Origin of the sequence: Cryobacterium sp. M91, from assembly GCF_002929615.1 — a bacterium.
Classification (GTDB): Bacteria; Actinomycetota; Actinomycetes; order Actinomycetales; family Microbacteriaceae; genus Cryobacterium; species Cryobacterium levicorallinum.
This window is the reverse complement of sequence record NZ_PJJT01000085.1, coordinates 146,102-168,625: the sequence shown is the minus strand read 5'-3', so window position 1 is coordinate 168,625 and position 22,524 is coordinate 146,102. Positions and strand designations below refer to the sequence as shown.

19 protein-coding genes are annotated in these 22,524 nt (G+C 63.1%); 9 read left to right on the top strand and 10 right to left on the bottom strand.

All coding sequences use genetic code 11. The annotated features are described in order from the left end of the window. The first annotated feature begins 8 nt into the window (after positions 1–8). The 6 genes from CXY80_RS11030 (at position 9) to CXY80_RS20765 (ending at position 4,670) form a co-directional block, all read left to right on the top strand. Positions 9–812 (top strand): hypothetical protein, encoded by an 804-nt coding sequence (locus tag CXY80_RS11030; protein WP_104132539.1) that lies wholly within the window; start codon positions 9–11, stop codon positions 810–812. Between the two features lie 63 nt (positions 813–875). Then, on the top strand, positions 876–1,538 hold the full coding sequence (locus CXY80_RS11025; RefSeq protein ID WP_104132538.1) for a DedA family protein: 663 nt from the start codon (positions 876–878) through the stop codon (positions 1,536–1,538). A 149-nt stretch (positions 1,539–1,687) separates the two neighbouring features. Next, a complete protein-coding gene (locus CXY80_RS11020; protein ID WP_104132537.1) occupies positions 1,688–2,368 on the top strand; it encodes a response regulator transcription factor in 681 nt (226 codons plus the stop codon). Next, positions 2,368–3,315 (top strand): cell wall metabolism sensor histidine kinase WalK, encoded by a 948-nt coding sequence (locus CXY80_RS11015; RefSeq protein ID WP_104132536.1) that lies wholly within the window; start codon positions 2,368–2,370, stop codon positions 3,313–3,315. Before CXY80_RS11020 ends, CXY80_RS11015 begins: the two co-directional genes overlap by 1 nt. 103 nt (positions 3,316–3,418) lie before the next feature. Further along, positions 3,419–3,733: a hypothetical protein gene (locus CXY80_RS11010; RefSeq protein WP_092448699.1), complete on the top strand. Its 315-nt coding sequence runs from the start codon at positions 3,419–3,421 to the stop codon at positions 3,731–3,733. A gap of 427 nt (positions 3,734–4,160) precedes the next feature. Continuing rightward, positions 4,161–4,670 (top strand): type IV toxin-antitoxin system AbiEi family antitoxin domain-containing protein, encoded by a 510-nt coding sequence (locus tag CXY80_RS20765; RefSeq protein WP_134477546.1) that lies wholly within the window; start codon positions 4,161–4,163, stop codon positions 4,668–4,670. Positions 4,671–4,816: 146 nt separating this feature from the next. Here CXY80_RS20765 and CXY80_RS11000 read toward each other — a convergent pair whose 3' ends face one another. Next, positions 4,817–5,644, bottom strand: a complete 828-nt coding sequence (locus CXY80_RS11000) for an SDR family oxidoreductase (protein WP_198415602.1) — start codon at positions 5,642–5,644, stop codon at positions 4,817–4,819. 359 nt (positions 5,645–6,003) lie between these two features. On the opposite strand from CXY80_RS11000, the gene CXY80_RS10995 reads away from it, so the two are divergent. Further along, the gene (locus tag CXY80_RS10995) at positions 6,004–6,678 is read left to right on the top strand and encodes a haloacid dehalogenase type II (protein ID WP_092448697.1); all 675 of its coding nucleotides are present in this window, start codon (positions 6,004–6,006) and stop codon (positions 6,676–6,678) included. A gap of 6 nt (positions 6,679–6,684) precedes the next feature. Next, on the top strand, positions 6,685–7,137 hold the full coding sequence (locus CXY80_RS20195; protein ID WP_255411846.1) for a HipA N-terminal domain-containing protein: 453 nt from the start codon (positions 6,685–6,687) through the stop codon (positions 7,135–7,137). On the opposite strand, the gene fdhA is transcribed toward CXY80_RS20195, so the two are convergent. The 3 genes from fdhA to CXY80_RS10975 form a co-directional block, all read right to left on the bottom strand. Beyond that, on the bottom strand, positions 7,045–8,265 hold the full coding sequence (gene fdhA, locus CXY80_RS10985) for a formaldehyde dehydrogenase, glutathione-independent (RefSeq protein WP_092448695.1): 1,221 nt from the start codon (positions 8,263–8,265) through the stop codon (positions 7,045–7,047). The two genes, CXY80_RS20195 and fdhA, sit on opposite strands and share 93 nt — an antisense overlap. A gap of 139 nt (positions 8,266–8,404) precedes the next feature. After that, positions 8,405–9,820, bottom strand: a complete 1,416-nt coding sequence (locus tag CXY80_RS10980) for a ferredoxin reductase (protein WP_092448694.1) — start codon at positions 9,818–9,820, stop codon at positions 8,405–8,407. Further along, complete coding sequence (locus CXY80_RS10975) at positions 9,817–11,121, bottom strand: SRPBCC family protein (RefSeq protein ID WP_092448693.1); 1,305 nt, start codon at positions 11,119–11,121, stop codon at positions 9,817–9,819. Before CXY80_RS10975 ends, CXY80_RS10980 begins: the two co-directional genes overlap by 4 nt. Positions 11,122–11,276: 155 nt before the next feature. On the opposite strand from CXY80_RS10975, the gene CXY80_RS10970 reads away from it, so the two are divergent. Then, positions 11,277–12,209: a LysR family transcriptional regulator gene (locus CXY80_RS10970; RefSeq protein WP_092448692.1), complete on the top strand. Its 933-nt coding sequence runs from the start codon at positions 11,277–11,279 to the stop codon at positions 12,207–12,209. Positions 12,210–12,411: 202 nt separating this feature from the next. Here the strand turns inward: CXY80_RS10970 and CXY80_RS10965 are convergent, their stop codons facing one another. From CXY80_RS10965 to CXY80_RS10935, 6 genes are all read right to left on the bottom strand, one after another. Beyond that, on the bottom strand, positions 12,412–13,380 hold the full coding sequence (locus tag CXY80_RS10965) for an ABC transporter substrate-binding protein (RefSeq protein ID WP_199182255.1): 969 nt from the start codon (positions 13,378–13,380) through the stop codon (positions 12,412–12,414). A gap of 65 nt (positions 13,381–13,445) precedes the next feature. Further along, on the bottom strand, positions 13,446–15,491 hold the full coding sequence (locus CXY80_RS10960) for a proline/glycine betaine ABC transporter permease (RefSeq protein ID WP_092448691.1): 2,046 nt from the start codon (positions 15,489–15,491) through the stop codon (positions 13,446–13,448). Further along, entirely contained in the window at positions 15,491–16,504 is a 1,014-nt protein-coding gene (locus CXY80_RS10955; protein WP_233195267.1) for a glycine betaine/L-proline ABC transporter ATP-binding protein, read from the bottom strand. Before CXY80_RS10955 ends, CXY80_RS10960 begins: the two co-directional genes overlap by 1 nt. A 17-nt stretch (positions 16,505–16,521) precedes the next feature. Then, positions 16,522–18,012 (bottom strand): aldehyde dehydrogenase family protein, encoded by a 1,491-nt coding sequence (locus CXY80_RS10950; protein ID WP_104132559.1) that lies wholly within the window; start codon positions 18,010–18,012, stop codon positions 16,522–16,524. Between the two features lie 62 nt (positions 18,013–18,074). Next, a complete protein-coding gene (gene betA, locus CXY80_RS10945) occupies positions 18,075–19,772 on the bottom strand; it encodes a choline dehydrogenase (protein WP_104132534.1) in 1,698 nt (565 codons plus the stop codon). A 506-nt stretch (positions 19,773–20,278) separates the two neighbouring features. After that, entirely contained in the window at positions 20,279–22,273 is a 1,995-nt protein-coding gene (locus CXY80_RS10935; protein WP_104132533.1) for a BCCT family transporter, read from the bottom strand. Positions 22,274–22,524 lie beyond the last annotated feature (251 nt).

The window sequence follows — 22,524 nt, the reverse complement described above, 5'->3', positions numbered from 1 at the left end:
AGGAACACATGTCCACGACCTCGACCCGCTCCACGACCGTTTCGCCCGTCCGGAACATCCTCACCAAGGTGCCCGAGGTCACCCTCATCTTCTGGGTGATCAAGGTACTCGCGACCACAGTGGGGGAGACCGCCGCGGACTTCCTCAACGTCGACCTCGACCTGGGACTGACGATCACGTCGATTATTATGGCAGCCCTGCTGGTCGCCGCGCTGATCGTGCAATTCAGATCGCAGAAATACACCCCGGCGGTTTACTGGCTGGCCGTGGTGCTCATCAGCGTTGTGGGAACTCTGATCACCGATAACCTCACCGACAGCCTCGGCGTTCCCCTGTGGGTGACGACGGTCGTTTTCGCCATCGCACTGGCCGCGACCTTCACCGTCTGGGCCATCTCGGAGAAGACCCTGTCCATCCACTCCATCTTCACGACTCGGCGGGAGTCGTTCTACTGGCTGGCCGTGTTGTTCACGTTCGCCCTCGGGACTGCGGCGGGCGACCTCGTTGCCGAAGGACTCAACCTGGGCTTCTTCGTCGCGCTGCTCGTCTTCGCCGCCGCCATCGCGCTGGTCGCTGTGGCGTACTTCGTCTTCCACTTGAACGCTGTGCTGGCCTTCTGGATCGCCTACATCCTGACCCGCCCGCTGGGCGCATCCACCGGCGATCTGCTGTCTCAGCCTGTCGCTGATGGCGGCCTGGGGCTCGGAACGACGGGAACCAGCGTGCTGTTCCTGGCCGTGATCCTCATCCTCGTGATCGTGCTCACCCGCCGCGCCCGCACCACGAACGCCCAACTGACGGCCACCGCCTAAACACCTCGCGCAGCAGCGGATGCCCGGATCGCCTTCAGAAAACTCAGAGAAAGTCCCTGCAGCATGAACACCATGATCGCCACCGCACTACCCACGTCCGGTTTTCTGGATCCGCAATCTGTGATCGCCGGCGCCGGCGTCTGGGGCCTCGTGGTCGTCTGCGCGATCGTGTTCGTGGAGACGGGCCTGCTCGTCGGGTTCTTCTTGCCCGGGGATACCCTGCTGTTCTTCACCGGCGTGCTCGTCCTCAGCGGGGTGATCAGCCAGCCGCTCTGGATCGTCATCCCGGCCATCGCCCTATCGGCGGTGCTGGGCGACCAACTCGGGTACATTATCGGGCGCACGACGGGCCGACGCATTTTCGACCGGCGCGACTCTGGCCTGTTCAGCCGAAAGAGCGTCATCCGAACGCAGGGGTTCTTTGATCGGTTCGGCCCGGCGGCCGTCACCATCGCCCGCTTCGTACCGGTCGTACGCACCTTTGCCCCCGTCGCGGCCGGCGTCGGCAAAATGCGCCGGCGGGTGTTCACACTGTTCAACATCATCGGCGCCGTGCTCTGGACGACCGCGGTGGTGCTCCTGGGCTTCGGGCTGGCACACATCCCGGGCGTCGCCGACTTCGCCGCACGCTACATCGATCTCGTGCTGATCGGCATCGTTATGCTCTCCGTGGTTCCCGTCGTCATCCGAGCCCTCGTCTCACGCCGCCAGAATGATCGGGTGTGAGGATCAGCGGAACGCGGCAGTGCCTGCCGCAGTGATCGCCGTGAGGTTTCGGGCTTCTCATCCTGGTCTCCTCGGCCACGGTCTAGGGTCGAGGCTATGACCATCACCCGCTACCCGCCACGTCCGCAATCGGTCGGGCCGGGCAGCGTATGAAGGTGCTCGTTATCGAGGATGACGTCCGCATCGCGGACGTCATCCGTCGTACCCTCACCGAATCCGGCTATGCCGTCGATGTCGCCCACACCGCGCCCGACGGCGTGCAGGCCTTCGAAATTGACACCTACGATCTGGTCGTACTGGATTTGATGCTCCCGGGACTGCCGGGTGGAGGGATGGACGTGTGCCGATGCATCCGCTTGATCAATAGCGACGTGCCCGTGCTGATGCTGACCGCGCTGGATTCGATGCGTACCAAGGTTGAAGGGCTCGACGCCGGCGCCGACGACTACATCGTCAAACCGTTCCACCTGGTCGAGCTGTTGGCCCGCGTGCGGGCGCTCCTTCGGCGTTCTCCGCGGGCGTACGCACCCGTGCTGCAGGCGCAAGGGGTCTCCCTCGACCCCGCCACCCGCACCGCGATGCGGGCCGGGCGCACCATTGTGTTGACGGCGAAGGAATTCGCTGTGCTGGAATACCTGATGCGCAACGCCGGCACCATCATTAGTGCCACCGAGCTGATTGATCATGCGTGGGACAGCAACTATGAGGGATTCAGCAACGTCGTGCAAACCTACATCCGCTACCTGCGGCAAAAACTCACCCTGCCCGGCGAAACGGTCATCATCGAGACCCGGCGCGGCGCCGGCTACCTGATCCAAGCGGACAGCTGATGTTTCGCCGCGCGTTGGTTCGACTCACCGTCACCTACACGATTGTGCAGCTGGTGCTGTTCGCCGCGTTCGCGGTTGGCATCTACATCTTCGTCACCGGAACCTTCGATTTCGACGCCGCTGAATCGGACGGTGCCGGCGCCATTAACGCGGCCGAGCAGGGCTTCGCTAACCTCCGCACCGGCCTGCTCGTGCTCTACGCCGTCTTGTTGGTGCTGATCCCGATCGCGAGTTTTCTCATGGCCCGCGCAGCCCTGGCACCGTTGCAGAAAAGCTACGAGCTGCAGCAACGCTTCGTCGATGGCGCCTCTCACGAGATGCGCAGCCCGCTCAGTGTCATTGAGGGCGAACTCGAACTCGCCCTGCTCAGCATCCGCACCCCGGCCGAGTATGAGCGGGCGATGCAGACCGCGCTCGACGCCGTCGGCGGCCTCACCCAGCTCACCAATGACCTCCTGCTGCTATCGCGCGGCGCGGGAGCCGAGCTGAAGAAAACGTACGAACTCGTCGACCTGAATGACCTTGTCCGCCTCGACATCGACGCGCGAGCCAGTAGCCCAGTGGATGCCGCCCGGCTGGACGTTCACCGGGGGCGGGCCGCGGCCGTTCTGGGCTCCCCGGCCCTGCTCGCTCGAGCGATCGCGAACGTCATCGACAACGCGTTGAAATTCACCCCGCCGACGGGCGTCATCACCGTCAGCACTGCCGTCCACGACAGGACCTGCACCGTCACCGTGCGGGACACCGGCATCGGCATGGACAACAACGACCTGAAACACGCCTTCGACCGGTTCTGGCGATCGGACCGGGCGCGATCACAGCCCGGGCACGGCATCGGCCTCAGCCTGGTGCAGCAGATCATCCACGCGCACGACGGCCGCATCACGCTCACCTCACAAGTCGGCATCGGCACCACCGTGGCAGTGAATCTTCCCCTCCGCCCCTAAAGTGACTCTGTAGCTCTGGCTCTCACGCTTATCTCACGTGCCCCTCTTTAGCTTGGAAGTATGGCCCCGCAGTCGCGGAGCTCACTCACGAAAGGCACACACCATGCAGAAGAAGACGAAAATCGCCGGTGGCGCAGCAGTCGCTTTGGCTCTGGCCCTCGTCGGCGGCATCACCCTCACCGCCGGCGCCCAGTCCACTCCCGCCAGTCCCTCATCGTCCACCTCGCACGTCGAACGAGGCGTCACGTCGGCCGACACGGATAACGTTCAGGACGAGGTCGAAGACGGCACCAACGACGGCGAAACCGCCGACGAGTCCGGCACCGAGTCTGGTACCGAAACCGAAACCGAAACCGACACCGAGAACACGAGCGACGACATCAACGGTGTCGCCGTCGAAGACGGCACACAGGACTAACCCCTGATTAGGGATGGCCGGGGCACACATGCGCCTCGGCCATCCCTTCGTCAGCATCGGGTTTCTCCCAATGCTTCGGGCGTCCACAGAGTCGTCCACTGTTCCGTGCTGTGCGTGGCAATATTTTGGCAGCACTTGAATGAAATCGCATCGGTGTCCCGGGTGTTCAAAAGATTGAAAAACCCGGTAATCCTGCTGATCTGGGCGCGGTCCGCCGTCTGATTAGGGACGGTCTAGTTTTCAAATCCCACCGGTACGGTGGAGACCACGTCTCACAAGCTGGCGGCTGACGCCACGATGGGACGGGTCGACGTTGCGCGATAGTGACGAGCGCCACGGTCTACATCCTTCTCGGTGATCGGGTTGTGGGCATCGCAGTCTGAAGGCAATGTAAGAAGCGGCGTGTCTCGCATCGTTTGTCAACAATATGCAGGCAGGCAAGGACCGTTGCGAGACATCGAAAGGCGTCAATGACGAAGCTTATTGGGTCTGCGCGGGTATCGACCAAGAGCGTGACAACGGTTCAGCAAGTCAGCGATCCGCTCGCTGCTGGCGATCGCCGCCCCAGGCCCGTGGTCTGGGAGTTACGCCAGCGCAGCTGGCTCGGCTTGCCGAGCATGGTGCTCTGGCACGGCTGCAGCATGGCGTGTATGTGGTTGTCGGGGTGCCGTTCGATCGGCATCGCGGGCTGCAGGTAGCGCGGCTTGCCCTTGACCCCCGGCCGAGAGCGTCCGAGCGCCTCGTGTCACCCGAGCTGGCGGTTGTTTCTCACGAATCATCCGCTGCGCTGCACGGCATCGGAAACCTGGATGCCGACGTCTACGAGCTCACCTTAGAGGACCACAGAACAGTTCACCAAGGACCGAGCCCTGGACCTTCTGCGCCAGCTAACGCGCAGCGCGACTTGACCGTGAACGCGCCAGGGATGATTCGATAAGAGGATGCGTGAGCCCCGGTACGCCACGCCCGCCGCGTTCCAGCGCGCAGAATGCCACTTCGGGTCTGGACGTCGGTCTTTGAGGCAAAATCGGATCCGCTTGAGGTTGCGGTGTTCTTCACGTGGTGGTCTCGTAGTTTGGGCCGCTAGATGCTGCGGTGGTCGCGCACCGCGAGTTCGAGGGCTTCGAGGCCGGGAGCCAGTGCGGCATCCACGGCCAATGGGTCGGTGAGGTTGAGTTCCTGCATTGCCCGGCGGCCCTCGGGTGCGGTGTTGATTTCATGCTCACCTGCCTGCAATGCAGCGATCAGATCGGTGATGACGTCGGCCAGGCTGCGGCGGCCCCAGCCGAGTTCGGCACCGGCGTTCTGCGAGGTCATCATGGCGGTATCGGTGGCCCCCGGGTAGACGGTCGCAACGTGCACGCCCGTTCCGATCAATTCCCGGCGCAGCGATTCGCCGAACTGGGCTAAGCCTGATTTCGTGGCCGCGTAAATCGAATAGAACGGCATCCCGACGAGGGCTATCCCGCTGGAAACGTTCAGGAGGATGCTTCCACGGCCCTCGCCACTCAGACGAAGCGCCGGCAGGAGGGCTTTGGTGAGCAGGATCGGAGCGGTGAGGTTCAGATCGATCATTGAATGGACATCCGCATCGCTGATGAGCTCAAGCCGACCCGCGCGTACATTGCCGGCATTGTTGACGAGCAGGTCAACCGTGCTCCACGGTGCAACGGTGTCGGCGACCCGTTCAACAGCGCCAGGCTGAGTCAGGTCTTCGACGAGGATTTCGGTTGTTCCGCCCGCGGCGGCGACGAGGCGGGCGGTTTCGGTGAGTGTGGCCAATTGGCGGCCGACCAGCAGGAGGTGACCACCGCGTCGACCAAACTCGAGGGCGATGGCCTGGCCGATGCCTTGTCCTGCGCCCGTGATGATTCCGCGGCGATTGGCGAGATCCAATTTGTTGAGGTCCATGGCGATCTTCTTTCCGTTGAGTTGAGCGACGGTCCGTCGGGCGGCATTACACCCGCCGATTCCGATACGTCTAGAAGACAACCATGAGGCAGGGGAGGAATTCCCGGCGGTGCATCCCACGCCTCACAGGATCAGTTTTAGGGCGCGGGCGAGGTTTTCGTAGACTGGAGGTCCGTGGGTCCGTGGGTCCGTGGGTCCGTGGATCGCATCGTGTTCGCTGCCGTGACTCTGCCTATTGGGTGGAAGGGGTCGACCACATCGTTTGTCCGACTTCGTGTTTGAGTCGAGGCACGACCGGCGTGAACAGACGCCGTCGGTTTCCGATCTCGGGCACGTTGATCAATCTTAAGGAGCCCATCATGAATGCAGCCGCGTCAGTAATCGTTTTCGATGTCAATGAGACCCTCTCGGACATGTCACCAATGGAGAATCGTTTCGTGGAGGTCGGTGCCCCGGGTTATCTGGCCCGGATCTGGTTCGCATCATTGCTTCGAGACGGATTCGCCCTCGCCGCGTCTGGCGACAGTGCGAGATTCTCCGTGATCGGCACCGCGATCCTGCATGATCTGTTCCGCGGCATCGCCCTGACGCGCACTGCCGATGAGGCCGTATCCCATGTCTTGGAGGGCCTCGGGACGCTGAACCTGCACCCGGATGTCGCAGACGGGGTCAGGGCGTTGAAGGTCTCGGGGTACCGCCTCGCGACCTTGTCCAACGGGTCGGCACGGTTGGCACAAGCCATGCTGTCCGAGGCGGGGATTCGAGATAACTTTGACGCCCTTCTCACCGTCGAGGACGCACCGGCGTGGAAACCTGTCGGTTCCGCCTATCACTACGCCGCGAATGCTCTGGGGGTTCAGCCGGCCGACATGCTCCTGGTCGCCGTGCACCCCTGGGACATCCACGGGGCAGCCCAAGCGGGCCTCAGCACCGCTTGGATCAACCGAGGCGATGCCCCTTATCCGAGCTACTTCGCGCAACCGGACTACACCGTTCCCACCCTCCACGAGTTGGCTGCACGCCTAAACGCCTAGGCAGCTGTGTGTTTGGGGCTCGGCAGCACGATCCTCTCCGCCTCGGTGCCGTTCGACCTCGTCAGCAACCGCAGCCGGGCGGGGCGAAGACGCAACTTCTTCGCAGAACTTTTGCCGGAAGGCACCGCCCTGGACAACCTCGCTGCCGAGATCAGAGTCTCCAGCGACGACACTATTGCGTTGCTGGCCCAGTTCGGCCGCGACGTAGCCGGTGCCATTCAGACCCACGTCATCAAGCCACCGTGCCGACATCGGCATAACATTCATCTGATCCGCAACACGTTCAAGCGCCTCGAAGACGGATTGGGCGGTGCACCGCCCACACGATATGGGTGGTGCACCGACTGCTCTAACCTGCCTGGCGGACTATTTGCTGAGGTAGCCGTTCGGGTCCAGGACATACTTCGTGGCGGCGCCCGCATCGAATTCCGCGTACCCCCGCGGGGCATCCTGGAGTGAAATGGCTGTGGCGTTGACCGCCTTGGCGATCTGGATCCTGTCATGCAGGATCGCCATCATCAGGTGCCGGTTGTACTTCATGACCGGACACTGGCCGGTAGCAAAGGAGAGGGACTTCGCCCAGCCGGTGCCCAGGGACAGTGACAGGCTGCCCTTCTGGGCCGCCTCGTCCGCGGCGCCCGGATCCCCGGTGACATACAGGCCGGGAATGCCCAGGGACCCGCCGGCGGCGGTGAGATCCATCAGTGAATTGAGTACGGTGGCCGGCGCTTCCTGGGCCCCGGCACCATGTCCGTGTCCGCGGGCCTCGAAACCGACCGCGTCGATACCGGCATCGACCTCCCGGACCCCGAGAAGCTGCTCGATCTGGTCAGCCGGGTCCCCGTTGGCCACATTAACGGTTTCGCAGCCAAAGGATCGGGCCTGGGTCAGGCGATCCTCATTCAGATCCCCCACGATGACCACCGCAGCCCCCAGCAGTTGGGCGCTGGCTGCCGCGGCCAGCCCCACGGGACCGGCCCCGGCAACATAGACGGTGGACCCGACGCCAACACCTGCAGTAACGGCCCCGTGGAAACCGGTCGGGAGGATGTCCGAGAGCATGGTCAGGTCCATGATCTTTTCCAGGGCCTGGTCCCGATCGGGGAACCGCAGCAGGTTCCAGTCCGCGTAGGGGACCAGGACGAACTCCGCCTGCCCGCCGACCCATCCGCCCATGTCGACATAGCCGTAGGCGGAACCGGGACGGTCTGGGTTCACGTTCAGGCAGATTCCGGTCTTGCCTTCCTTGCAATTCCGGCAACGTCCGCAGGAGATGTTGAAGGGGACCGAGACGATGTCCCCGACCTTGATGAACTCGACGTCGGGCCCGGTCTCGATGACTTCCCCGGTGATCTCGTGCCCCAGGACGAGACCGGCCGGGGCGGTCGTGCGGCCACGAACCATGTGCTGGTCCGAGCCGCAGATGTTGGTGCTTACGGTGCGCAGGATGACCCCGTGCGGGATCTTCCGGCCGACATTGAGGGGATTGACGCCTGGGCCGGCTTGCAGTTCGAAGGTGGGATACGGGGTATCGATGATTTCCACGATCCCCGGCGCCTTGTATGCAACGGCTTTGTTACCTGACATTAAATGGCTCCTATGGGTTGGCGATCGAACCCTCACGGTGATGCTGGTCGCATCAGACTGCCTGTGAGGACGTTGTTGTCACTTTCGTGAAGCAAATTGGGTCTATTGAGACGCTCCCGGGGGGAGAAGCTGGAGGCGGCTAGGCATCGATCACTAAATCAGTGAGCGCGGTCGAGCAGCACGGCAGGAACTTGCCTGCATCGATTTCCCGAGCCCGGATCCCGCCCTGGTGGTTCATGTCGACTTCCCCGGAAAGCTTGACGACCTTGCAGGAGCCGCACATGCCTTCCCTGCAGTTCGCGCCAATCCTGACGCCCGCACGCTGGGCCACCCCGAGGATATGTTCGGTGGGGTCGATGCGCACGTTGATGCCGGTGCGCAGGAAGGAAAGGGTGAGACTTCCCGTGCCGACCGTGTCGAAGTTCGAGACATCGGTGGACCCGGCCTCCGGCCCCACATCCGGACTGGCGTCGGGGGCTTCGGGACAGGACGAGTCCGAGTCGACGGTTTCCAGCGGCAGCCCCGTGGCCTCCAGGGTTCCCTCGGCATCGTAGCCGGGCTCGTAGAGCCCGAATGCTGCGGGCTGGCTTTCGTAGTAGTCCTCGGCGGAATCGGCGATTTCCTCGGCGATTTCCTCTGCAATGTCCACTGCAAGCGCGACCTCCGCCTGGTATTCAAGAATGGTCTGGCGGTCTCCCGAGAAGAATTCCACGTGGATGGAGGTGTCGTCGACGCCGACTTTCTCAAGGAGCTTGGTGGCTGCGTTCAGGTAACCCTCGGGGCCGCAGGCATAAACCTGGCGCCCGTTGGCATCCGGGGCTACCTGGTCGAGCATGGCCGCCGTTAGCCTTCCGGTGAGCCCTTGCCACCCCTCGGGTTCGCTGCGGTTGCCCAGGGAGTAGAAGACCTTGACGCGTGAGTCCACGGAGGCGATGTAGTTCAATTCCTGGTGGAAGGCAAACCCTCCAGCCTCCGCTCCGTGGAAGAGCAGCACGACATCGGCCTGTCCGGGCAGGGAGTGGATGGTCCGCACCATCGACATGATGGGGGTGATGCCGGAGCCGGCCGCCAGTAAGAGGTACCGTGCCCGCCGGTCGACGTCGGGCAGGTGGAAGGCCCCGACCGGCCCGAGCATCTCCAGGACGGTGCCGGGTTTGACGTTCGCGTGCACCCACGGCGAGACCTGCCCCGTGGGGTCGCATTTGACTGTTATCTCAAAGGTCCACGGCTTGGTGGGCGAACTGGACAGCGAGTAGCTGCGGTCCACGGCGTCCTGGTCCTCGCCGTTCACGGGAAAGGCGACATTCACGTACTGGCCCGGACGGAACGCCAGGGGCGCCCCGTCGGAGCGGCGGAACACGAAGGTCATCATGCCGCCCGCCTCCGGAATGGTCTCGACACATTCGGCCATAAGCTCCTGCGGATTCCAGGGTCCCAATGCGCGGGCCGCACCGGCGGGTCCATCGGTGCTGCCCAGCACCCTGTTCCACGGCATCTCCAAGCCGCGAATGCGCTGTGGCTCCTGGATGGCCGTGACGGTGCCGAGTTCAATCATGCCAAGTGCTCCTGCACGCGCTGTACATACCAGTTGATGAATGCCTCGACTTGGTATTCACTCTTCATGTACGGGCCGGGCTCGTAGGCGGGGCTGCTGGCGCCCTTCTGGCACAACTCCACGAACGCCTTGTCCTGCAGATTGGTCTGCTTCCAGGTGTGGGTGAGCTTCTCCAGGTCGTAATCGACGCCTTCCACGGCGTCGTCAGCCACCAGCCAGGTGGTGCGTACCAGCGTCTGGTGCTCATTGACGGGGAAGACGGCGAACGTGATGATGTGGTCCGCGACGAAATGGAACCAGCTGTTGGGCTGCAGGTGCATCGAGCAGCGGCCAAGGCGGAAGTCGCGCAAGTCGCCGAGCAGCTTCTTGGAGAGTCTGCGCCCGTCGGGCGAGAACGATTCGCCGTCGCCGTCGAGAGCGTCTCGTGAGATGCGGATTCCCCCTACGCGGGTGTCGAGTTCCTCGACGGCCTCATAGGGAAGGCCATAACGGCGGCAACGGTCCTCGAGCGAGGACTGTGCTTCCTTGTTTCGGCCCCACACCTCCTCAAGATGGAGTGGGATCAGGCCCTCCGTCAGGCCCCAGGTGGGAAAGAGGGAGCAGGCGAGTTCCGGGTGGCCGTCGCAGTGGTAGCACTCACGGTTGTTCTCCATGACGAGCTTCCAGTTGCCCTCCTCGACGATGTTCTGCTGGTAAGCGATTTTCGTCTTCGATAGGTCGTGGGGCGCGAGGTAGGGTTCGAAGATCTTTCCGGTTTCGTCGAAGTCCGTTGGCAGTTCATCCGCAATGCAGACGAAGATGAGTCCTGCGAACACGCGGCTGTGGGCGCGCTTGAGACCGAAACAGCCCTTGTCGAACTGCGTTTCCCCCGGTGCCGAGGCATGGACCAAATCGCCGCGGGGGGAGTAGGTCCACGAGTGATAGCCGCAGACCAGGTTGCCCGTGGTCCCCGAAGCTTCGGTCAGGACGCGGGCGCCCCGGTGGCGGCACACGTTGTGCAGCACGTTCACGCCGCCGTCGTCGTCGCGCAGCACGATCAGGGAATACGGGCCGTAATCGACAGTGACGTAGTCTCCTGGTTCCGGGAGCTCGGCGATGCTGGCGGCAAAGATCCAATGCTGGCCAAAAATGGCCTTCATGTCAATGTTGAAAATCGTCGGATCGGTGTAGAAGGGGGAATTGAGGGAATATCCCACCCGCCGAAAATCAAACAACTCGGTAATTTCCGCCATCTGCTCGGCTGGCAAGTATGAAGCGAGTCTTCCACGTGAATTGAGGGGCATGTGTACTGGAGCAGCCATGGGTTTCCTCCCGAGAGGGTTGGATGAGTGTGCGATGAGTGAGACCCGGAGTGGGGGGCAACCGGCGTTGTCGAAAACGGCTAATCCTGAGATTAGGGAGCATAGATCTGCAACAAAAGCGCAAGATTTAGCAAATAACAGTGCAGAATAAGTGCATGATCGATCCACGGCTTATAACACTTCGGGTACTTGGCCGGTGCGGCACCGTTGGGGCTACGGCGGCGCTCACGGGTTATTCTCCCTCCGCGGTCTCCGCGCAATTGCGTGAGCTCCAGCGTGTGCTCGGAATGCAGCTGCTGACGAAGGACGGTCGAGGGGTACGGCTAACCGCCACGGGCCGCTATCTCGTGGCGGGCTCGGACGCGCTCATTGCGGAATGGGAGAGCCTGCGCGCCGCGGCCATGGAGGCCGGCGACCAGGTGCCGTCCCGTTTGGGGCTCGGTGGATTCTCCACGGCGGCTGCCCAGCTGCTCGCGCCGCTGGCCGCCACGCTGCGCTCGACACGCCCCCTGCTGGAGGTGCAGGTACTCGAGGCCAACCCGGCTCGCTGCTTCGACTTGTTGGTTGCCGAGCGAATCGACCTCGCGGTCATCGTCGCCATGCAGTCCGACACCCCGGTTGAGGATGATGCGCGCTTCGAACAGACTGTTCTGCTCGACGATCCCCTGGACGTGATCATTCCCGCCGACCATCCGTTGGCATCACGGCAAACGGTGACGCTCGAGGAGCTGGCCACGGAACCCTGGATCACCGAGGCCGCCGGTTCCACCTACCATGCCCTATTTACGGCGGCGTTCACGGCAGTCGGGGTGACACCGCGAATTGCCCATGAGGCCGTGGAATGGGAAACCCAGATCGCCTTCGTTGGTGCGGGGCTGGGCTTGGGACTGCTGCCGCGGCTGGCGCCGCTGCACGGTGCCGAAAACGTGGTTCGACTGCGCATTGCCGGCAAGGGCAAACCCTCGCGCCGCATTGTCGCTGCGGTGCGCAAGGGCAGCATCACATCGCCCCTGATCCAGGAGTCGCTCGGCATTTTGCAGGTCAGCGCCAATCGGATCCTCACCGCCCGACCCGAAGACGATCTCTGAGAGCGGATGCCCACGATTCGTCGCAGACAGGGCCAGCAGATCCGCATGGTGGCGACACGTTCGCGCTGCCCGAACAAGGAGCTGAAAACAAGTCACTCACCCACCCACGGATTTCCGGTGGGTGGGTGAGTCTACCGACCCGGCTGAGATCAGTGAGACAGCCCAGGGAGGACTCGCCGCCGCATAATCTGAACGTTCTGGACTAGTTGAGCCAGGCGTTCACAGCATCCTCGTTAGCATCCACCCATTTCTTTGCCGCCTCCTCGGGCATCATGCCGCCCTGGATATCCGTAGCAACCGCATTCTGGTCCTCATTGGTCCAGTTGAATGATTTCGCAAGCTTGGCTGCGGGCGATCCACTGTCCGCAAACTTCTTCGAAATAATCTTGTTGAGCTTGTATTCCGGGTAGTCACAGGCTACTTCTTCCGCGTTCGCGTCGCAGCCCTCGGTCCACGCCGGCAAGTTGACCTTTTTAAGCGGCACCTGGGCCAGGAACCACTGCGGCTCGTAGAAATAGCCCAGAATCGGCGTCTTATTCTGCTCCGCTGTACGGAATGACTGGATCAGGGCGGCCTCCGAACCGGAGAACACCACCTTGTAGTCCAGATTGAGGTTCTTCACCAGCGCCTCGTCATTGGTGACGAAGGCGGGATCGCCGTCGAGTAGCTGCCCTTTGCCTCCGGATTCGGACGTGGCGAGCATCGAGGCATACTTGTTCAGGTTCTCCCATTCCGTGATGTCCGGATACTTCTCGGCCATCCAGGGCGCCACGTACCAGCCGATGTAGCCCACGTTTCCGGTGGCGCCAGCGTCGACGGCCACTTTCTGATCGGTGATGTACTGCTTGGCGAGATCATCGTGGCCCCAGTTCTCGATCACGATGTCCACCTCGCCGGAGGCAAAGCCCTGCCACGAAATCTGCTCATTCAGGTCCTTCTGCACCACGGTGCAGCCCAACTCGTTCTTCGCCACATAGCTGTACACGGCGGCATTGGCCGTGTACCCCACCCAGGCGTTCATTGCGACGTTGACCGTTCCGCACGCCGTCGCGCCATCGGCAGCCGACTGATTGACGGAGGCACCGCCGCAGCCTGCGAACAGCATGATCGCGGCAGCAGCTCCAGCCACTGCCGGGACAGTTCGATTCAACAGCAATCTAGCTTTGTTCATTATCTGATCTCCTTATTGGGGGGAATGCGGGGGTCCACCGCGCCGGGCGCAGGGCGATCATGCGGTCAGGTTGTCGACGTTTTGGGCGAAGGGATTTTTCGCGCCGGTGTGGCTGCGGCGGCCTGGGTCATCCTGTCCAGCAGGATGCCGAGGAAGACGATGGCAAGGCCTGCAGCGAGGCCCTTGCCGAAGAGCGAGCTTTGCACGAAGCCAGCAACGACGTCGTACCCGAGGCCGCCTGCGCCCACGAGCGCACCCACCACCACCATGGCCAGGACATAGATCAGGCCCTGGTTCGCGGCGAGGGCCAGGGTCTGCCTGGCCATCGGAAGTTGGACCTTGGTGATGACCTGCCAGGGGGTGGAGCCGCTGGATACGGCGGCTTCGACAACGGTGGGGGAGATCGCCGCGATGCCGTCGGCCGTGATCTTGATGGCCACGGGGGCGGCGTAGATGATTCCGGCGATGATCGCTGTAAAACGGGTGGCGCCGAAGAGGCCCAGGAACGGGACCAGGTAGACAAAGGCGGGCATGGTCTGGCCCGCGTCCAGCATGGGCCGCATAATCTGGTCCACCCGAGCGGACCGTCCCATGGCGACGCCGAAGACTATACCCAGGACCATGACCACCGTGGTTGCTACCAGCGTTGCGGCCAGGGTGACCATGGAGTCGCTCCAGAGGCCGAGGTAGATAATAACGCCCAGGCAGGCAGTGGTCAGGGCCGAGAGCTTCCAGCCGCCCAGGGCGTAGGCGGCTAGGGCAATAGCGGCCACCAGGATGTAGAAGGGTGTCTCGGTGAGCAGCGACTGGAACGGGTTGAGGATCCCGGTGGTGACGGCTTCCCGGAAGGAGACGGTGAAGAGGGATAGGTTGGCCTGCGTCCATTCGCTGGCCGAGCTCACGGCTTGGACGATCACCCGGCCGATGTCAAGGTTGGCCGGGAATGCGGCGGCCCACAGCATGGTCCGGGAGAACTGCACCATGACCAGGGCCAGCACCAGGGTCATGCCCAGGAGGATGTATCTGGTCCTGCGGGAGACCCTGCGGTTGCGGGCTGCTCCTGGTTCCGCGCGGCGGCTTGCGGCGGTGGTCACCCGGTCCAGCATGATCGCCAGCAGGACTATGGACAGTCCAGCGTTGACGGCGGTGCCGACGTCCAGCGACTGCAGCGCCCGGACCACCACCTGGCCGAGCCCGGGGGCTGCGATCAGGGCGGCGATGGTGACCATGGACAGGGCAGCCATGGTGCTCTGGTTGATCCCCATGACGATGGTGCGGCGGGCCATGGGAAGCTGCAGGGTAAGGAGCCGCTGCACACCAGTTGTGCCCAGTGAATCGGATGCTTCGCGGGTGTTCTCGGGGATGCCGCGGATGCCGTGCGCCGTCAGGCGGATCACGGGCGGAGCCGCGTAGATCACTGTGGCGATAACGGCCGATGCCGGGCCGATGAGGAAGATCAAAGCCAGGGGGGCCAGGTACACGAACGTTGGCAGCGTCTGCATGAAGTCCAGTACCGGCGTGATCAACTTGGCGACGCGGCCGTACACGCCGGCCAGGACACCGAGTGGGATTCCAACCAGAAGGGTCAGCAGCACAGCGGTGACGACCAAGGCGAACGTGTAGGTGGCCTCGAGGAACAGGCCCTGGAAGCCAAAGAATATAAGGATGGTCACCGTCAACAGTGCGACCCGGGCATTTCCGATCGCCAACGCGATCCACCCCAGCAAGCCCACCGTTCCGAGCCAGCCGATTTCCGGCAGACGAAGGCCCGTGGAACTCGCCGCAAAGGTGGTGATGAACAGGTTGGCCACGGCGTCGACGCCGGCACGCAAGGGCGTTAAGACGTACAGGAAGACGGGGTTGTCCGCGCGGTTTGCCGCTACCCAAACGTTGAACTGGTTGAGGGAGCGGTGCAGGTCCGTCAGCTCAGAGGCCGGCAGCGTCAGGGTGGAGGTTCCATGCAGGAAAACGAATCCCAGGATCCAGACGACGACTGCGCTGGCCAACAGGATGGTGCGTCTGCTGGGCCTGCGGCGCGGTTCGAGGGTACGGGAGGGGGAGGGGAACGGTGCAGGCTGCGCCGTGGCCCGATCCCGGACGAGGACGGACACTAGGCCGCTGCTTCCGTGCGCTGTAGTACCGACAGGATGCTGTCACGGTCGATCTGCCCGGTGATCCGGCCGGAATCCTCCACCAGGACGGGGCAGGGGGACTGCATGACCGCCGCGATGGCATCGCGGATGATCATCCGTGAACTGAGAACGGGCGCGTCAGCCGGTGTTGCGGCCTCAACGGGCCGGGTGATCCACTTCAGGGTCAGGACATCCGCGCGGAGGACTTCGGACACGAAGTCCTCAATGTATTTGTCCGCCGGGGACCCCACCAGCTCATCTCCCGTGCCGCACTGGACCGTCTCTCCGTTTCGCATGATCAGGATGCGGTCGCCGAGCTTGAGCGCCTCGGAGAGGTCGTGGGTCACGAAAACCATGGTCTTGCCCATTTCCTTGTGCAGCCGGATGACTTCGGCCTGCATATCACGGCGAATGAGCGGATCCAGGGCGGAGAAGGGCTCGTCGAAGAGGATGGTGTCCGGATCCCCGGCAAGGGCCCGGCCCAGGCCCACGCGCTGCTGCATCCCGCCGGACAGCTGGTCCGGGTAGTGCTGTTCGTAGCCCTTGAGGCCCACGAGTTCGATGATCTCCCGGGCCCGGGTGAAGCGTTCTTTTTTGGCCGCCCCGCGGACCTGCAGCCCGTAAGAGACGTTGTCGAGCACGGTGCGGTGCGGGAGGAGGCCGAAATGCTGGAACACCATGGACATCTTCCGCCGGCGCAGTTCGCGGAGCTCGGCCATGCCTGCCTGGAGAACATCCTTGCCGTCCACCAGGACCTGCCCGGAGGTGGGTTCGATCAGCCGGGTCAGGCACCGGATCAGGGTGGACTTGCCGGATCCGGAAAGTCCCATGACCACGAAGACCTCGCCTTTGGCGACGTCGAAACTCAGGTCACGGACGGCAGCGTTGCAGCCGGTACGTTCCAGCAGTTCCGCTGAGTTGAGGCCCGAGAGTTCGGGGTTTCCGGGAATCTGGTCGCCCCCCGGTCCGAAGACCTTCCAAAGGTTGCGCACGGAGATGTCGGGACTATTCATTGCTGTACTCCTGCCGGTGGAGACTCGAACCAGTGGCTGGGCTGGGGGTTGATGTTTTGCCAGATGTGTTTGGTTTCTCGGTACTCCGCGAGACCCTGAAGCCCAAGTTCGCGGCCGTTTCCCGACTTGCCGAACCCGCCCCACTCAGCTTGGGGAAGGTAGGGGTGGTAGTCGTTGACCCACACCGTTCCGTGCCGGAGGGATCCGGCAACGCGCTGGGCGCGGGAACCGTCATTCGTCCAGACGGCGCCAGCCAGCCCGTAGGCGGTGTCGTTCGCCAGCATGATGGCTTCCTGCTCAGTGCTGAAGGTCTCCACGGTCAGGACCGGTCCAAACGACTCTTCCTGGACGGCGTTCATGGACGTGTGGCAGTCATCCAGGATGGTGGGAGGGTAGTAGCTGCCGATTGCCAGCGCGCCGGTGTCGGGGATATATCCGCCGCACAGCAGCGTGGCTCCTTCCGCGATGCCGGCCTGGACATAGGCGTGGACCCTGTCACGGTGCGCGGCCGAAATCAGCGGGCCGGTTTCCGCGCGCTCGTCGAAGGGACCGCCAAGCCGGATGGACTGGGCGCGCCGCACCAGTTCGGCCATGAACTCGTCGTGGATCGATTCCTCAATAATGAGCCTCGTGCCGGCCGAGCACACCTGCCCGGAATGCAGGAACACCGCAGTGAGGGCATTATCCAAAGCAGACTCGCGGTCGGCGTCAGCGAAGACAATGTTCGGATTCTTCCCGCCCAGTTCCAGGGCGACCCGCTTCACGGTGTCGGCCGCGGCCTTCATGATGCTGATCCCGGTGGCCAGGCCGCCGGTGAAGGAGACCAGGTCAACGTCCGGGCTTTCGCTCAGGACGGCGCCGACCTCGGGGCCCGTGCCGGTGACGAGGTTTGCGACGCCGGGCGGCAACCCGGCTTCCAGGAGCGTTTCCATCAGCAGGATGGCCGTGGAGGGAGTCAATTCGCTGGGTTTCAGGACGAAGGTATTACCGGCCAGCAGGGCCGGGGCCACCTTCCAGGAGGCCTGCAGGAGGGGGTAGTTCCACGGCGTGATGAGTCCGCAAACCCCGACCGGTGCGTGGACAACGCGGCTGATGCTGCCGGGATTTCCGGTGTCGATCACACGGCCTGCGTCCGTCCCGGCGATGCCGCCGTAGTACCTGAAGCAGGCGGCGATATCGTCGATGTCGTATTCCGCTTCGACGTAGCGCTTGCCCGTGTCGAGGGCCTCGGCCCGGGCATACAGGGCCTTGTCGCGCTCCAGCAATTCGGCGGTGCGGAGCAGGACCTGGCCACGCGCCTTCTCGCTGGTTCCCGGCCACGCTCCGCTGTCGAACGCGCGACGGGCGCTGGCGACGGCTTCCCCGGCGTCGGCGGCCGTGCATTCGGCAACCTCGGCGACCTGTTCACCGTCCGCCGGGCAGCGGATGACCCGGGTGTACCCGGCGGCCGTTTCAGTCCACCGGCCGTTCGCAAACAGCCCCGGCACCGGTGCGTCATCGGGGACCGTGACGGTTCCAAGGCCGGTCAGCTGAACACCCTGAACGCGGTTCATGCGAGACCCACACTGGGCGCGGCCTCGGTAGTAGCTGCAGGTGCGTGCCGGTAGAAGTCGGCGTGCTGGGGTGCCAGTGGCGTACGGTCCAGGATGAGGTCCGCACCCTTTTCGGCGAGCATCATGACCGGTGCGTAGATGTTGCCGTTGGTCACATAGGGCATCGCGGAGGCGTCAGCCACGCGGAGCCCCGAGGTCCCGTGGACCTTCATGGTGAGCGGATCCACCACCGCCAGGGGGTCAGAGGCAGGGCCCATCTTGGCGGTACAGGAGGGATGGAGCGCCGTTTCGGCGTCCCGAGCCACCCAGTCCAGGATTTCCTCGTCCGTCTGCACGGACGGGCCGGGTGAGAGTTCGCCGCCGCTGTAGGGAGCCAGGGCCGGCCGGCCGAGAATGTCGCGGGTAACCCGGATGGCTTCGACCCATTCGCGCCGGTCCTGGTCCGTGGACAGATAGTTGAATTGCAGGGACGGGTGCGTGGCCGGGTTCGTGGAGATGATCTTCAGACTGCCCCTGGTGTCGGAGTACATGGGGCCGACGTGGACCTGATACCCGTGTTTGGCATCGGCCTTCTGGCCGTCGTAGCGCACAGCCACCGGCAGGAAGTGAAACATCAAGTTGGGGTAGGCGACGTCATCGTTGGAGCGAACGAATCCGCCTCCTTCGAAATGGTTGGTGGCAGCCGGGCCCTTGCGACTCAGCAGCCACTGGAGTCCGATCAATGGGTAGCGCCAGAGGCTGAGGCTAGGCTGCATGGACACGGGCTGCGTGCAGGAGTGCTGGACATAGACCTCCAGGTGGTCTTGCAGGTTTTCGCCGACACCGGGCAGAGCCACGACAGTCGTGATGCCCAGCGACGAGAGGTGGGCCGAATCACCAATGCCGGACAGTTGCAGCAACTGGGGCGTGTTGATGGCCCCGCCGCACAGCACCACCTCCTTGGCGCTGACGGTGTGCAGCCTCCCGTTCCGGCGGTAGCTGACCCCCGTGGCCGTTGTGCCGTCGAAGTTGACTCTGGCCACCAGCGCCCGGGTGCGGACTGTCAGGTTCCGACGGCCCTTGTTGGGGCGAAGGTAAGCCCGGGAAGCCGACAGCCGCTGGCCCTTGTGGATGTTACGGTCGAACGGGCCGAAGCCTTCCTGCCTGTACCCGTTGACGTCATCGGTGCGTTTGTGACCCGCTTCCTCGGCGGCGCGGAAGAAGGCCTGGAACAGGGGATTGCGGGCGGGCCCGCGCTCCAGGACCAGAGGTCCGTCATGGCCGCGCAAGTCATCGTCCAGAGCTGCGGCCAGCGTGGTTTCCATGCGTTTGAAGTAGGGCAGACAGTGCGCGAAGTCCCAGGTCTCCATGCCGGCGTCCGCTCCCCAGCGTTCGTAGTCCAGGGGGTTACCGCGCTGGAAGATCATCCCGTTGATGGAGCTGGAGCCGCCGAGCACTTTGCCGCGGGCGTGGGCGATCTTCCGACCGTGCATGCGGGGTTCGGGGTCGGATTCGTATTGCCAGTCGTAGAACCTGTTGCCGCTGGGGAAGGTGAGGGCCGCCGGCATCTGGATGAAAAGGTCCCACGGGTAGTCGCTGCGGCCCGCTTCAAGGACCAGCACCGTGTGCTGTCCGTCGGCGCTCAGCCTGTCTGCGAGGACCGATCCGGCGCTTCCGCCGCCGACTATCACGTAATCGAAGCTCTCGTTCGTCATAAGGTGAATCTCCTTGGGCGTGATCTGGGAGTCATTTTGGAGGGCCAGCAATGGTAAAGACGAACGGACAGGATCTGCCGTTTGCTGAGCCGTTTGCTGAGCCGTGTATGGATGCGGTATTCGCGAATGTGGTCCATTGCGCGTCGCTGTCGAAACAGTTCCGAAAATGCGGCCGGGCGCCAAGGACTATTAATCAGGGCGCGGGACGCCGCTGCCGTCAGCGAGGACCGAGGTCACTGTCAACATACGAGCCCGGGCGGTTCCCTTGGTCGTGTTGGCAATTGCAGCCGCCATCCAGTTGCAGCTGAACAGTGACTGGATTTGAGCACTCCAACTGGATATCCACGAAATCTTTCCCTTCGCTGCTAATCCGTAGCGTCTGTTGTTGGTCGCGGAGCTGGGACATGTACATACCTTTGCTATTCGTTGGGGGTGGGTGAGGCTCGGCGGCACGGGCCTGAAGAAGCCGCGTGCCGCCGAGGTGGGCTGCTACCTAAGGTGCGCCGCTATTTACCGTCCGGGCCCGGCTGCTGGGGCTCGAAGGTTGGGATGCTCCCCGTGCGAGTGCCCCCCGGGCAGTCCGAGTCGGAGCATTTCTCGGCGCAGTCGTGCTTTGTCACGAGGTCGAACTGCACGCCGCCGTGTTGTTCCACGCCGGTGCGCATTGCTCGCTCTACGACGGATGTGGCCAGGCGACGCCGCAGGAAGAGAGGATCGCGACGCAGGTCCTTGGTGAGAGCGAAGCAGAGCAACACCATGACGATGACGAACGGTAGCGCTGCCACGATGGTTATTCGTTGCAGGCCAGCCAAGGCTTCCGATGGTGCATCGCCGCCGGCCAGCAACATGACCGCCGCCACGGCACCGGTGAGGCAGCCCCAGAAGATGATCACTCCGCGGCGGGGGTGCTCGGCGCCATTGGAGCTGAGCGATCCCATCACGATTGAGGCAGCGTCGGCACCAGTGATAAAGAAGATAGCGACCAAAACCATGGCCAGCACGATAACGGCAGTAGTGGCCCAGTCAGGCATGCTCAGGTTCTTGATCAGGTCGAAGAGTGCTCCGTCGAAGTTGACGGTCGGTGTCCCGTCGACCACGGTGACCAGGCCCGGGGTGTTGGTTCTGTCGGCTTCCTGCTGAATTTGGAAGGCTGCGCCTCCGAAGACGGCAAACCAGATCACGCTGACGACGCTGGGCACCAGAAGCACTCCGGTGACGAGCTGGCGGATGGTGCGACCGCGGCTAATGCGGGCGATGAAGAGACCGACGAACGGGGTCCATGAGATCCACCAGGCCCAGTAGAAGATTGTCCAGCTGCTCATCCAGCTGCGCAGCGACTCATCGCCGACCGCTTCAGTCCGGGACGACATTTCGGCCAGGTCGCGGGCGTACTCGCCAACTGCAGAGGGGATCAAGTTAAGGATGAAAAGAGTGGGGCCCGCGACGAAGACGATCAATGCCAGGACGACGGCCAGGACCATGTTGATGTTGGAAAGCCACTTGATACCGCGGCTGATTCCAGAGACGGCTGAAGCGACGAAGCACAAGGTCAGGACAGCGACAATCGCCACGAGCACGGGGGTGCCGATCTCGCCGAACCAACCGTTGGACGTCATGCCGCTGCCAATCTGCAGGGCACCAAGGCCCAACGATGCAGCGGTTCCAAACAAGGTGGCGAAAATGGCCAGGATGTTGATGAACTTCCCGACTGGCCCTTCGACCGTCCTGACTCCGAAGAGTGACGTGAATGCGACGGAGATCAATTGCCTGCGACCCAGGCGGTACGTCCCGTAGGCAATTGGGATGCCGACAATGGCATACATGGCCCAGGGGTGCAGCGTCCAGTGGAAGATCGAGGTGGCCATGGCAGTCTGGATGGCTTCGGGGGTTCGTCCGTCCACGGTGCCGGGCGGGGGAGAGATATAGTGATAAAGGGGTTCGGCCACGCCGTAGAACATCAGCCCGATGCCCATGCCGGCGGCGAACATCATTGCGATCCAGGAGACAGTGCGGAATTCGGGCCTTTCGCCGTCCTTACCCAGCGGGATGTTGCCGAACTTACCCAGGGCCAGCCACAGGACAAAGATCACGAAGAGCGATGCCACGAGCATGAAGAGCCAGCCGGTGTACTCCATGACCCAATTGAGGGCACCCGTGGAAGTGCTGGACAAACTATCGCGTCCCACAAAGCCCCAGACAACAAAGGCAATGGCGATGGCGCCGGTGATCCCGAAGATGATTTTGTCGAGACTGAGCTTATGGTTGCGGCGATCCGCAACTGCCTGCTCGGTCTGGGCATGACGCAATTCTTCGAGGATTTGCCCGTACTCGGCGTCCGGCACGGCGCGTGCGGGGATTGTGTCTACTTCGCCGGAGACACCAATGATTGCATTACTCTTCTCCCCCCTTCGGGACTCGTCATTACGCGGAGTCTCTGCCACATCATTGTTGGCAGGTAACTCCCCGGGTGTATGGGATTTTAGGTCACTATTAAAAGGCATAAGCGTGTCCTTTGTTCGATGCGGCATAGGCCTGTGGTTACACATGGCCCTTGGGGTCAGATCGGGCAGAAGGTTGAGAGCCTCCTCCAAATCGAAAATCATAATTCGGCCTTTGACGGCTGATATTCCTAAATCACCAGTAAAGATATATCTGAGGCATCGTATTGCAGGCCTGGATGTGTGTCCAGAGATTTCTTCGCGGTCGTGCATCACGGCTGAGTGCTTCAGTCCGGACCGCCAGCAGAGCTTGC